Annotated in this window: 12 protein-coding genes; 4 read left to right on the top strand and 8 right to left on the bottom strand. The window is 67.7% G+C overall.

Annotated elements, in window-relative coordinates; genetic code table 11:
• Nucleotides 1–11: 11 nt before the first annotated feature.
• Nucleotides 12–2,486 (top strand): hybrid sensor histidine kinase/response regulator, encoded by a 2,475-nt coding sequence (locus AZOLI_RS07060; RefSeq protein WP_244442453.1) that lies wholly within the window; start codon nt 12–14, stop codon nt 2,484–2,486.
• A 117-nt stretch (nt 2,487–2,603) separates the two neighbouring features.
• On the opposite strand, the gene AZOLI_RS07055 is transcribed toward AZOLI_RS07060, so the two are convergent.
• From AZOLI_RS07055 to AZOLI_RS07025, 7 genes are all read right to left on the bottom strand, one after another.
• On the bottom strand, nt 2,604–4,463 hold the full coding sequence (locus AZOLI_RS07055; RefSeq protein WP_014247914.1) for a PAS domain-containing protein: 1,860 nt from the start codon (nt 4,461–4,463) through the stop codon (nt 2,604–2,606).
• Nucleotides 4,464–4,673: 210 nt separating this feature from the next.
• Entirely contained in the window at nt 4,674–5,561 is an 888-nt protein-coding gene (locus tag AZOLI_RS07050; protein WP_014247913.1) for a VOC family protein, read from the bottom strand.
• A gap of 108 nt (nt 5,562–5,669) precedes the next feature.
• Nucleotides 5,670–6,596, bottom strand: a complete 927-nt coding sequence (locus AZOLI_RS07045) for an electron transfer flavoprotein subunit alpha/FixB family protein (protein ID WP_014247912.1) — start codon at nt 6,594–6,596, stop codon at nt 5,670–5,672.
• A gap of 192 nt (nt 6,597–6,788) precedes the next feature.
• Nucleotides 6,789–7,538, bottom strand: coding sequence for an electron transfer flavoprotein subunit beta/FixA family protein (locus AZOLI_RS07040; protein ID WP_014247911.1), 750 nt, complete (start codon nt 7,536–7,538; stop codon nt 6,789–6,791).
• A 39-nt stretch (nt 7,539–7,577) separates the two neighbouring features.
• A complete protein-coding gene (locus AZOLI_RS07035; RefSeq protein ID WP_014247910.1) occupies nt 7,578–8,105 on the bottom strand; it encodes a thioesterase family protein in 528 nt (175 codons plus the stop codon).
• 115 nt (nt 8,106–8,220) lie between these two features.
• Nucleotides 8,221–8,613, bottom strand: a complete 393-nt coding sequence (locus AZOLI_RS07030; RefSeq protein ID WP_014247909.1) for a MerR family transcriptional regulator — start codon at nt 8,611–8,613, stop codon at nt 8,221–8,223.
• Nucleotides 8,614–8,727: 114 nt separating this feature from the next.
• Entirely contained in the window at nt 8,728–10,461 is a 1,734-nt protein-coding gene (locus tag AZOLI_RS07025) for a long-chain-fatty-acid--CoA ligase (protein WP_014247908.1), read from the bottom strand.
• Between the two features lie 158 nt (nt 10,462–10,619).
• Between AZOLI_RS07025 and AZOLI_RS07020 the strand changes: the two genes are divergently transcribed.
• Genes AZOLI_RS07020 through AZOLI_RS07010 form a run of 3 tightly spaced genes read left to right on the top strand, consistent with a single transcriptional unit; the run spans nt 10,620 to nt 11,943 of the window.
• The gene (locus AZOLI_RS07020) at nt 10,620–10,922 is read left to right on the top strand and encodes an SCP2 sterol-binding domain-containing protein (protein WP_014247907.1); all 303 of its coding nucleotides are present in this window, start codon (nt 10,620–10,622) and stop codon (nt 10,920–10,922) included.
• 46 nt (nt 10,923–10,968) lie between these two features.
• Nucleotides 10,969–11,637 (top strand): DUF6134 family protein, encoded by a 669-nt coding sequence (locus tag AZOLI_RS07015; protein ID WP_014247906.1) that lies wholly within the window; start codon nt 10,969–10,971, stop codon nt 11,635–11,637.
• Between the two features lie 21 nt (nt 11,638–11,658).
• A complete protein-coding gene (locus AZOLI_RS07010; RefSeq protein WP_014247905.1) occupies nt 11,659–11,943 on the top strand; it encodes a DUF1488 domain-containing protein in 285 nt (94 codons plus the stop codon).
• Between the two features lie 12 nt (nt 11,944–11,955).
• On the opposite strand, the gene AZOLI_RS07005 is transcribed toward AZOLI_RS07010, so the two are convergent.
• Nucleotides 11,956–12,447 carry a flavin reductase family protein gene (locus tag AZOLI_RS07005; RefSeq protein WP_014247904.1) on the bottom strand — a complete coding sequence of 164 codons (492 nt, stop codon included), beginning with the start codon at nt 12,445–12,447 and terminating at the stop codon, nt 11,956–11,958.
• Between the last annotated feature and the right edge of the window lie 140 nt (nt 12,448–12,587).

The following is a 12,587-nucleotide window of genomic DNA, read 5'->3' as shown; positions in this document are numbered from 1 at the left end:
TCGGGGTATACGTGAAGCGGGCGCTCTGGCTTTTCTCCGGTTTCGGCGGACGTCTGGTCCTGCCCGCCCTGGCGGTCGTGCTCGCGATTGCCGCCCTGTGGTGGATTCTGCTCGACCGGCTGGAGCGGGAAGAGCGGCTGCTGGACCTCACGGTCCATGAAAAGACCGCCGTCGTCGCCCGCTTGGTCGAGGAGCATGCGATCTCCACCTTCCGCCGGGTGGACGACCTTCTGCTGGATCTGATCGCCAATACGGAACGCAACCGGGCCATGCGCCTGGACGCCCGCCGCGCCTTCGAGGAGGGGCTGGTGGTGGGGGTGCGCGTTTATGATGCGGCCGGGTTGCTGACCATGGGCGGCGGACGCGCGACCTTCCAGGGCAGCGTCACCGAGCGTGACGAGTTCCGCATCGCCCGCGACAGCGCGCCGCGCGGGCTGGTGATCGGCATGCCCTATGCGTCGTCGGAGACGCAGGATATCCTGATCCCCGTTTCGCGCCGGCTGGAGAAGGGCGACGGCACCTTCGCGGGCATCGCCGTGGCCGACATTCCGGTCGAATCCTTCGTCCGCTATTATCGCGTGCTGGGGCTTCCCCCGGATGGGGCGGCGGCGCTGCTGCGCGCGGATGGCGTCATCATCGCCCGCAATGTCGGCTCCAACAACCTGTCCGGCCGTGGCACCGCCAACTCCGAACTGTGGCAGGCGGTGAAGCAGAACCCCATCGGCCATCTTCGCATGGTCAGCCCGGTCGACGGGGTGGAGCGGATCCTGGCCTTCCGGTCGGCCCCGGACTATCCGGTGATCGCCATCGTCGGCGAATCGGTGGAAACGGTTTTCGGACCCTGGCGTGACAATGCCCGCCTTTACATCGGCTGGGCGGTCGCCACCACGGTGGTGATCCTGCTGTTCATCGTCGCCTTCATCGTCGAACTGCAATGGCGCCGCCACACCGACCGCGCCCTGCGCGTCCGGAACCGCGCGTTGGCCTGGAGCAACGACGGCATCATGATCGCCGACGCAACCCAGCCCGGCATGCCCATCGTTTATGTCAACCCGGCGCTGGAAAAGCTGCTGGGCACGCCGATGTCGGGCCTGATGGGCAGCGGCGCCCTGACGGCGCTGGAACGGGCCACGAACGACCGGGCGGCGCTGCAGCCGCTGCGCGACGCCATCGTCGTCGGCCGCGACGCGCGGGTGGAACTGGCGCGGGCTGGCGACGGTCCGGAGGATCTCCGCTGTCTGGAACTGAGCGCTTCACCGGTGCGCGACCACGACAACCGGCTGGTCAGCCTGATCGCGACCGTCCGCGACATCTCCGAGCACAAGCGCGCCCAGGCGGCGCTGACCGATGCCCGACGGGAGGCCGACCTTGCCAATGTCGCCAAATCGAAATTCCTGGCCGCCGCCAGCCACGACCTGCGCCAGCCCGTTCAGTCGCTGATGCTGCTGATGGAGGTGCTGTCCGGCCGGGTCACGGACGGGATGACGCGCAACGTTCTGGGCACGATGGAACGGGCGCTCGGCGCACTGAAGATGCTGCTGGACGGTCTGCTCGATGTATCCCGGCTGGAGGCCGGCGTCGTGGTGCCGGAGGTGGAGGTGTTCGCCCTGTCCGAGGTGATGGACCGCGTGGCCGCCAACAGCCGATCCGTCGCCGTACAGAAGGGGCTGATCCTGCACATCGTGCCCAGCCGCGCCCATGTGCGCAGCGACCCGATGTTGCTGGGACGCATCCTGCAGAATTTTGTGGAAAATGCGCTGCGCTACACCGACAGGGGGCGCATCCTGATCGGTTGCCGCCGCCGCGGCGGGAACCTGCGGATCGAGGTGTGGGACACCGGCATCGGCATCCCGGCCGACCGGCAGGACGACATCTTTCAGGAGTTCGTGCAGGTCGGCAATGCCAGCCGCAACCGCGACCAGGGGCTGGGCCTCGGGCTGGCGGTGGTGCGGCGGCTGTCGGTCATGCTCGGCCATTCGGTGATGGTGCGCTCCATGCCTGGCCAGGGCTCCGTCTTTTCGGTCGAGGTGCCGCTGGCGCCGTCGCCGCCCGCCAAGGCGCTCAACCCGGCTTTGGTGCCGCGTCCGGCATTCGCGACCACGGTGCTGGTGATCGAGGATGATGGGATCGTTCGCGAGGGGCTTCGCGCCATGCTGGCCGAATGGGGCTACACGGTGCTGGCAGCCGAATCCTGCGCCGAGGCGCTGGATCTCGCCAATTGCGGGCCGCCGCCCGACCTGATCGTCGCCGATTACCGCCTGCGCGACGGCCGCACCGGGACGGAGGCGATCCGCGAGGTGCGTCTGGCCCTTGGCCGCATCCTGCCGGGCATCCTGGTCACCGGCGACACCGCCCCCGCCCGTGCCCAGGAGGCGGAGGCCGGCAATTTCCGTGTCATGCACAAGCCGGTGATCGCCGCCGACCTGCGGCGCGCTGTCGCCGAGGCGCTGGAGCCGCTGCTGCGCGAACGCCAGACGGTCGCTTAGAGTGTGATCGGTTCAAGCGGAATCGCTTGAAGCGTGAATCACACGGAAAACCATAAGCCTACAGTCTGTCCTGTGCTTCAATAAGCACCGGACAGACTGTAGGCGAAGCCCAACCCGTCAGGCGAGATCCGGTGCCTGCCGCGGCACCCGCAGGGTGAAGACGGCGCCCCCGCCTGGGGCATTGCCGGCGCTCAGCTGGCCGCCCAGCGTCTGCGTCGCCAGATTATAGGCGATGTGCAGGCCCAGGCCGACGCAGCCGGCATGGCGCGCGGTGGTGAAGAAGGGATCGAAGATCCGCGGCAGATCGGTCTCCAGGATGCCCTGTCCGTCGTCGCCGTGCACCACCTCGATCCAGTCGTCGCCGTCGGCATGGATGTCGATGACGATCCGCCCGCTCTGTTCCGGACGGAAGGCGTGCATCAGCGAGTTGCGCACCAGATGGGTCAGCACGCGGGCGAAGGCGCCGGGGAAGCTCTCCAACTGCAGCGCTTCGGGGCAGACCAGCTCCACCCGGTGGCCGGACGATCCGATCTGCGTGTGCAGGCTCAGCAGCACATCCTCGGTGTATTCGCGCACGTAGAAGGTGCGGCGCTCGTCGCCGGTCTGGTCGGCGGCCACCTGCTTGAACATGTGGACCAGCGACGCGATCCGTTCGGTGTTGCCGACCAGAAGCTGCCCGGCCTCCTGCGCCACCTCCAGGAATCCGGCAAGGGCGGAGCGGGTCAGGGCGTTGGCGGCGAACTGGCGTTTCACGTCCTCGGCCCGGCTCAGCAGGTGCGAGGCGGTGGTCAGCGCCACGCCGACCGGGCCGTTCACCTCATGCGCCACCCCGGCGACGAGCTGGCCGAGCGAGGCCATCTTCTCGGTCTGGACCAGGCTGTCCTGGGCGTCCTGCAGGTCGCGATAAGCCTGTTCCACCCGTTCCTTGGCGGCACGCAGGGCCTCTGCGGCGCGTGCCCGCTCGGTGGTGTCCAGCATCACCCCGAACAGGTGGGTCAGCCGCCCGTCGAGGTCGAAGCGCGGCGCGCAGGAGGAGGACACGTAGCGGACATCCCCCGCCGGATCGAGCACCCGATACTCGACATAGACCCGCTTGGAGTTGCCGATCACGCTCTCCAGCATGTTGCCGAAGGACAGGCGGTCATCGGGGTGGAGAATATCCAGCAGGCGGTCGAAGGTCGGCTCGAACCGTTCCGGATCCTGGCCGTAGATGCCGAAGGCCTCGCGGTTCCAGACCAGCGTGCCGCTGTGGATGCCGTATTCCCAATAGCCGAGATGGCCGGTTCGGTAGGCCTCCTCCAGCCGCTGTTTGGCGGCCTCCAGCTGCGCCGCCGCCTCGGCCCGCTCGGTGCTGTCCATCATGACGCCGAAGACGTGGGTCAGCCGTCCATCCGCATCCAGCCGCGGTGCGCAGGAGGAGGAGACATAGCGGACCCGGCCATCCCCGTCATGGACGCGATACTCGACATAGACCCGCTTGGGATTGTCGACCACGCTTTCCAGCATGTTGCCGAAGCGCGGTCGGTCGTCCGGATGCAGGATGGTCAGCAGAGCGTCGAATCCGGAGGCGAAGCGGTCGCGGCCATGGCCCAGCACGGCGAGCGCGGAGTCGGTCAGCACCAGCTCGCCCGACCGGATGCCGTATTCCCAGTAACCGAGCTTGGCGGTGTGATACGCCTCCTCCAGCTTCTCGGTCGCCAGATCGAGGCTGCGGGCGGTGCGGCGCTGGTCGGTCACGTCCTCCACCGTCGCGACCCATGGCGGGCCGCCGACGCGGACCAGCAGGTCGCGCGGTTCGCCCGCGCCGGAGCCGGTGGCAACCTCCCGCACCGTGCCGGGGGGCGCCTCTGCCAGATCGGCCGGTATGGCGTCCGCACTGCCGAACCGGGCAAGGAAACAGCGGTTGCCGCACAGCCGTCCATCGCCGCCGCGCACCAGAGCCGGAACGGGCAGGGCGTCGAACAGAGGATCCGGCATCGGGTGGTTCTCCGCCCCCGGAGCCCCCGCCGCACCCCTGGTCCCGCCCGCTGCCATCATGTGTATCTCCACAGCCGGCACCCCATCCGCGGGTGCCACCGTCGCCGAACACTACACAAGCAATATTGCCCGTCCTATGCCCAATTCGACGCGAATTGTCTCTATTTCATATCGATGTGAACCGGATGCGGTTGCCGATGGCTCGCGACCTCACGGAATCAGGGAGTCGAGGTCGAAATCCTGCGCGAACGCGATCATCGCACCGCAGGCGCCGGGCGAGTTCACCCGCATCACGCCGTTGCCGACCACGGTCGGCACCTTGCTCTTCTGCAGGGCCTGCTGGGCCTTGACCGGGTCGGCAACGCGCAAGACGAAGCCGGCGAAGAAGGGCAGGGGGGTGGCGAAGGCCGGATCGGCGGTCCAGGCCCAATGCAGCCGGTCCGGCGTTGCGACCATCACCGGGACCTGCCCGTCGCCCGGCTGGCCCGGCTGCACCACACGGGCGGCCCCGCGGTCGGTGACGGTGCCGCCCAGCAGCCGGGCATAGGTCGCGGCCACCGCGTCGGGATCGGCGGCGGCGATCACCAGCGCTTCCAGCCCGATGGCACTGTTTGCGTGCTCCAACTGGTCGGGGCGCCAGACGAGCTCCGGCGTGTGATGCTGGCACAGTAAGACGCGGCCGGCAGGCGTGGCGGCGGGATCGATCTGGGTGATGGTGAATCTGGCGTCGCGCGTCCCCTCCGGCAGCTCCACGGGTCGGCCGAAATCGACGGACTCCGCGGCCGGGAAGCCCGCAGCAGCCAGCGGCCCGGCGGCGGCGCGGGCATCCGGCGTCTTCAACGCGATGGCGGCGATGCCCTCGCGCTGGCGCAGGAAGGCGGCGTAATGGGCGTTGGCGGGACGCTGTTCCTCGATCCCCAGCAGTTCCAGATAGGTGCCGGTCGGGAACAGGATGGTGTGGTTGGCGGACTTCAGCTGCGTGTGGTGTCCGCGCGACGTCACCGTGAAGCCGAGCCGGCTGTAGGCATCGCGCGCCGCGTCCAGGTCGCGGGTCGCGATGACCAGATGGTCCAGTCCGGTGATGCCGTCGATGCTCATGGCGTCCTGCCGCTGTCGGGTTGCTGTGCCGTCAGCGATAGAACAGCCGGCCGGCCTCGGCAAGGGCGAAGCGGCCGGGCCTCGGCGCGGGAGGCCCGGCCTCGCAGGTCATAGCGCCTGCTGCAGCTCCGGCAGGGCCTTGAACAGGTCGGCGACGAGGCCGTAGTCGGCGACCTGGAAGATCGGTGCCTCCTCGTCCTTGTTGATGGCGACGATCACCTTGCTGTCCTTCATGCCGGCCAGATGCTGGATGGCGCCCGAGATGCCGACGGCGACATACAGGTCGGGTGCGACGATCTTGCCGGTCTGGCCGACCTGATAGTCGTTGGGCACGAAGCCGGCATCGACGGCGGCGCGGCTGGCACCCACCGCAGCGCCCAGCTTGTCGGCGATGGCCTCCAGCAGGTGGAAGTTGTCGCCCGACTGCATGCCGCGCCCGCCGGAAATCACGATGCGCGCCGAGGTCAGCTCCGGACGCTCCGACTTCGACAGCTCGGCCGAGACGAAGCAGGACAGGGCGGGGTCGGCCACGGCGGCGACGCTTTCCACCGGGGCGGCGTTGGCGGCGGCGGCGGCCTCGAAGGCGGTGGTACGGACGGTGACGACCTTCACCGCGTCGGCCGACTGCACGGTGGCGATGGCGTTGCCGGCATAGATCGGCCGCTCGAAGGTATCGGCGGAGACCACGGCGGTGATCTCGGAGATCATCGCCACGTCGAGCAAGGCGGCGACGCGCGGCAGCACATTCTTGCCCACCGAGGTGGCGGCGGCGAGGAGATGGCTGTAGCCGGAAGCGAGCGAGACCAGCAATGCTGCCACCGGCTCGGCCAGGGCATGTTCGTAGGCGGCATCGTCGGCGAGCAGCACCTTGGCGACGCCGGCCAGCTTGGCGGCCTGTTCCGCGGCCGGGGCGGCGTTGCGGCCGGCGACCAGGACGTGGATGTCGGCGCCGAGCTTGGCAGCGGCGGTGACCGCGTGGGCGGTGGCGGGCTTGAGGCTGGCGTTGTCGTGGTCGGCGAGGATCAGGATGGGCATGGCGGATTCCTCTGTCGGGCGGGGTGTGGGAGTGCAGTCACTTGCCCCCACCCCACCCTCCCCCGCTCTCGGCGGACCGAAGGTCCGTCCGATGCGGGGGAGGGGGTAAATGCTGATGCGGGAGAGCGGCCGAGTTCCCTCCCCTGCGTAGCGGGGGAGGGTTAGGGTGGGGGCACCGAAGCCGGCGCCCGCTCAGATCACCCGCGCCTCGTTCTTCAGCTTGTCGACCAGGGTGGCGATATCCGGCACCTTGATGCCGGCCTGACGCTTGGCCGGCTCGGCGACCTTCACCGTCTTCAGCCGCGGCGTCACATCGACACCCAACGCATCCGGCGTGACCGTCTCCAGCGGCTTCTTCTTCGCCTTCATGATGTTGGGCAGCGAGGCATAGCGCGGCTCGTTGAGGCGCAGGTCGGCGGTGACCACCGCCGGCAGCTTCAGCTCCACCGTCTCCAGCCCGCCGTCGATCTCGCGCGTCACTGCGACCGTGCCGTCGCCGGCGACGACCTTGGAGGCGAAGGTGCCCTGGCCCCAGCCGAGCAGAGCCGCCAGCATCTGGCCGGTCTGGTTGCAGTCGTCGTCGATGGCCTGCTTGCCGAGGATCACCATCCCCGGCGCCTCCTTCCCGACCAGCGCCTTGAGAACCTTGGCAACGGCCAACGGCTGTGTCTCCACGTCGGTCTGCACCAGGATGGCGCGGTCGGCACCCATGGCGAGGGCGGTGCGCAGCGTTTCCTGGGCCTGGGTCGGGCCGACGGACACGACGACGATCTCGGTCGCCTTGCCGGCCTCCTTCAGGCGGACGGCCTCTTCGACGGCGATCTCGTCGAAGGGGTTCATGCTCATCTTGACGTTGGCGGTCTCGACTCCGCTGCCGTCCGCCTTGACGCGGACCTTCACGTTGTAGTCGACGACCCGCTTCACGGGCACCAGCACCTTCATGATGGCGTGTCTCCTCTCGGATGGTGTTCTTGTTTCGACTCAGGCGGCGGACAGGCTTTGTCCGCGCAAGGCGGCGACCGCATCGGGAATCGGTGGGGAGGCGGCGGTGGTGCCCAGTTCCGCCAGCACCTCGACCGGCGGAATGACACTCCCGGCACCGACGAAGGCGCCCTGGACGACGGCCAGCGCAGCCAGCCCGCCCCGCGTTTCCATGCGGTGTTCGATGAAGATGTATTTGTCGTCCCAGCACAGCACCCGGCTGACCAGGGTGAAGCGCTGGAACGGCCGCAGCGAGCGGCGGTAGCGGATGGTGGCCCCGCCCAGCACCGGCTGCCAGCGGTTGCGCAGGATCGCCGGCCCCAGCCCGACGCGGATCGTCAGATCGGCCCGCCCCAGATCCATCACGCTGAAATAGCGCGCGTTGGTCATGTGCAGGTTGATGTCCAGGTCGGTCGGCCAGACCCGGAACCGCAGCGTCGACGGCTCCAGCAACCCGGCGCGGCGGCCGCGCAATACCGCGACGATGGCGGCGACAGCAACCGCCAGCAGCCGGAAGATCAGGTTCATGACCGCTCTCCCGCATCACCCTGAAGGCGGTCGGCTGCCGTCTGAGGTCGAGACTGTCCCTTCATGCTCCGATCCCTTGTCAGGGCCGACCGGAGCGCGTCGGGCGCCCGACCGGTCAGCTGTCCTTCGTGGCGGCCTTCAGCTCCGCCAGGGTATTGGCGACCTGCACCTCGATGTCGTGCAGTTCCTGGACGGTGGCCTCCAGGTCCTCGCGCTGCTGGGCGAGGTCCTTCAGCCGCTTCTGCACGCGCTTCAACAGGTTCTTCTGCTGCTCCACCCCGCCATTGACGTTGTAGAGGTCCAGATACTCGCGGATCTCCGCCAGCGAGAAACCCAGGCGCTTGCCGCGCAGAATCAGCTTCAGCCGGGCGCGGTCGCGCTTCGTATAGACCCGGTTGTTGCCGACACGGTTGGGCGCCAGCAATCCCTTGACCTCGTAGAAGCGCAGAGCCCGCGGCGTGATGCCCAGCTCTTCCGCAAGCTGGTTGACCGTGTAGAGCTGTTCCATCCCTGGGAAGACCTTTTGTTCGTTTCCGGCACAATGCGCCTGCCGTTTGGTAGCACAGCTGCCGTCGCGTGATAAGGCTTCCCTTTACGTCCGGGTCAGGATGGTGACTTTGGGTCATCCGCCGTTCGACAGAGCCTGCTGCGCCTCGGCGATCAGCTCCTTCTTCGACAGCTTGCCGACGGCGGTCTTCGGCAGTTCCTCGCGGAACTCGAAAGCGGTCGGCATTTCGATGCGGGAGATCTTGTCGCGCAGGAAGTCGCGCAGCGCCTCGGTGGTCAGGGTGGCGCCCGGCTTCAACTGCACGAAGGCCTTCGGCGTCTGGCCGCGGTAATCGTCGGGCAGCCCGATGACGCAGACGGCGACCACGTCGGGATGCTGGTAGATCGCCTCCTCGATCATGCGCGGATAGACGTTGTAGCCGCTGCAGATGATGAGGTCCTTCAGCCGGTCGAGCAGGAAGACGTAGCCGTCCTCGTCCATCGTGCCGACATCGCCGGTCAGCAGGAAGCCGTCTACCACGGTGCGGTCGCTCTCCTCCGCCCGGCCCCAATAGCCGGCCATGACGTTTGGGCCGGAAATCGCCACCTGCCCCTTCTCGCCGATGCCGAGCTTGCGGGTGGGATCCTCCAGGTCGCGGATCTCGATGGCGATGCCGGGCAGCGGCAACCCGATGGAGCCCTCTTTGTTGATACCGTTCAGCGGATTGGCGGCGCAGACCGGGGAGGCTTCCGACAGGCCGTAGCCTTCGATCAGGACACAGCCGGTCGCCGTTTCGAACTGCCGCTTCAACTCCATCGGCAGCGGCGCGCCGCCGGAGATGCAGTAGCGGATCGAGGTCATCGGATAGCGGGCGACCTGCGGGTGGCCCAGCAGCGCCTTGTACATTGTGGGCACGCCGGGCACGAGAGTCGGCTTGCGCTTGGCGATGGTCTTCAGCACCTGCTCCGTCTCGAAGCGCGGCAGCATGATCAACTCGGCCCCGCAGGCCAGCCCCATGTTCAGCACCACGGTCATGGCGAAGACATGGAAGAAGGGCAGCACCGCCAGCATGCGCTCCTGGCCCAACGCCACATTGGGGAACCAGGCCTGCACCTGCCGGGCGTTTGACAGCAGATTGTGGTGGGTCAGCATCGCGCCCTTCGGCACGCCGGTGGTGCCGCCGGTGTATTGCAGCACGGCTATGTCGCGCAGTCCGTCGATCCGTACCGGGCGCAGCGTGCCGTCGTTGACCAGCAGACTGTCGAAATCGAGATGGCGGCCGTCGCGCGGCACCGCGGCCAGTTCGCCGCGTTTCAGCACGCTGAACAGCGCCTTCTTGACCGCCGGCAGGATGCTCGCCATCCGGCAGACGACGATCCGCTTCAACGGCGTGCGGTCCAGCATCGCCGCGACGCGCGGGTAGATCTGCTTGAGGTCCAGCGTCACCATGATCTCGGTCTGCGAGTCGGTGATCTGGTGCTCCAGCTCCCGTTCGACATAGAGCGGGTTGTAGTTGACGACGGTCCCGCCGGCCTTCAGCACCGCGAAATAGGAGATGACGTAGGTCGGGCAGTTGGGCAGGCACAAGCCCACCCTCACCCCCGGCCCGACGCCCAGATCCTGGAAGCCGCGGGCGGCTCGGTTCACCAGATTGAGAACCTCGGCATAGCTGTAGCGGCGGCCCAGGAAGTCGAGGCAGGGGCGGTCGGCATAACGCCCGGCCGCTTCCTCGAACAGCTTATGCAGCGGCATCGGCGCGAAGTCCTGATCCCAGGCGATCCCCTTGGGATAATGCGCCAGCCAGGGCCGGGCGGAGTCGGTAGCGGCGTCGGTGGTCGGGTGGGCACTCTGCGCAAGCGGCTCGGGCATGTTTCGCTCCCCTCGGCGGTGGCGCGTTCCGGATCGCCTGGCAGCCGAAGTCGAGGGGCGGCGGGCGTCTGAAACGCTTTCGTTATGACGTTGACGTAAACGTAATGCGCGCCTACTGTCAAGGCCAGTCCTACGAACAATCCTGAGGGCATGCTTTCATGGTCGACGACATTCTGCAGGAACTGCGCAGCCGCAGCGGCGATCTGCGCTCGCTCAACGCCTCAGTCCGTTTCCTGCTGGGCAAGGAGGGCGAGGTGATCCGGGTCGATGGCCGCGCCAATCCGATCAGCATCAGCCGCGAGGATGCCGAGGCCGACTGCACCATCCGCATCTCGCCGGAAAACCTGCAGAAGCTGATCAACGGCAAGCTGAACCCGATGCTGGCCTTCACCATGGGCAAGCTGAAGGTCGAGGGATCGATGGGCGTCGCCATGAAGCTGGCGCAGCTGCTGGACGACTGAGCGGCCGCAAGAGCCGCTGACCGCACCAAACCGGGAGGAAACACACATGACGACGATGCGCACCAAATGCGCCACCCTGTCCGCTGCCCTGCTGGCGGCCTCGCTGCTGATAAGTCTGCCGGGCTCGGCCTCGGCCCAGGGGACGGCCCAGGGAACAGCACGGACGCTGACCTACCAGATCCTGATGGGCGAGGATCCCATCGGCAGCGAACAGGTGAAGATCGACCCTCAGGGCGACCGCACCAAGGTCACCGTCACCGCAACCACGCGGGTGAAGGTGCTGTTCATCAACTTCCGCTACGACCACAAGCGGGAGGAGCTGTGGAAGGGCGGCATTCTCGAATCGATGACCGCCACCACCGACGACGACGGCACGCCGCACAGGATCGAGATGGCGCGCGAGGCCGGCGGCTATCGCCTGACGGTGGACGGCAAGACCCAGCAGGCGCCCGCCGGCACCCTGCCACTGACCCTGTGGACGCCGCAGGTGCTGAAACACACGCAGCTTCTGTCGGTCATCGACGGCGCCCCCTACAAGGTCGCGGCGCGCAAGGTCGGGGCGGAGAGCGTGGAGGCCGGTGGCAAGGCGCAGGAGGCCGCCCATCACCGCATCGAAGGCGATGTCGAACGCGACCTGTGGTTCGCGGCGGACGGGACGCTGCTGAAGACGCGCTTCAAACGCAGCGGCTATGATATCACCTATGTTCTGAAGTGATTTCTGCCTGCCGAGGACCCGATGCCCATTTTCCTGTTTCCCGACGAGCCCTTCTGGAACGAGGAGGCCGATGCCGTGGAGTTTCCGGTGCAGGTCGGGGAATATCTGGGCCGGGTCTTCGTCACCCGCCGCACCCTGCAGGGCATCGTCGGCCATACGCCGAAGCCGGACGAGGCGGTTCAGCAGGTCTGCATGAACCGCACCCTGTTCGAACGGGCGACCGAGCAGCGCATCCTGGCGCGCGCCCTTGACCCCGACGCCAACATCCACCTGACCGGCCGCGACCTTCACCGCGCGGCCGGGTAGGAACTCACCAAATCAGCCCAGACGGGCGTAGCGGCCGCGGAAATACAGCAGCGGGTCGCCGTCCTCGCGCGAGGTCAGCTTGCGCACGCGGCCCAGCACGATGACGTGGTCGCCGCCGTCCAGCAGATGCTCGCGGTCGCATTCCAGGGTCGCGAGGCAGCCGGCCAGCAGGCGCACGCCGCCGCGGCCGGTGGTGGTTTCCAGGCCGGCCCAACGCTCCTGCAGGTCGCGGCGGGAGAAGCGGTTGGACAGATCCTCCTGGTCGGCAGCCAGGATGTTGACGGCGAAATGCGGCGCGACGTTGAAGGCTTCGAAGGACATCGCCGCCCGGCCCAGGCAGAACTGCACCAGCGGCGGATCGAGCGACACCGACGAGAAGGAATTCACCGTGACCCCCAGCGGCAGCCCGTCGGGGGCGATGGTGGTGATGACGGCGATCCCGGTGGCGAAGCAGCCGAGGGCGGAACGGAACGCAAGCGGATCGATCGGCTGTTCGGTGGTCATGACGTCCTGTGATGCGGGCCAAAGTGGAGGGGATGACAGGGCAGGGCAACTGCCGGCGGCCTTGGAGCCGGCGAAGGTGACACTCAAAGTAGGAAATAGCCGGAATTAATCCAGCACGCCACCCCGCGCAAGCCGCATCT

The sequence above is a fragment of the Azospirillum lipoferum 4B genome, assembly GCF_000283655.1.
In the GTDB taxonomy this organism is placed as follows: Bacteria; Pseudomonadota; Alphaproteobacteria; order Azospirillales; family Azospirillaceae; genus Azospirillum; species Azospirillum lipoferum_C.
This window is presented reverse-complemented; position numbering and strand designations above follow the sequence as displayed.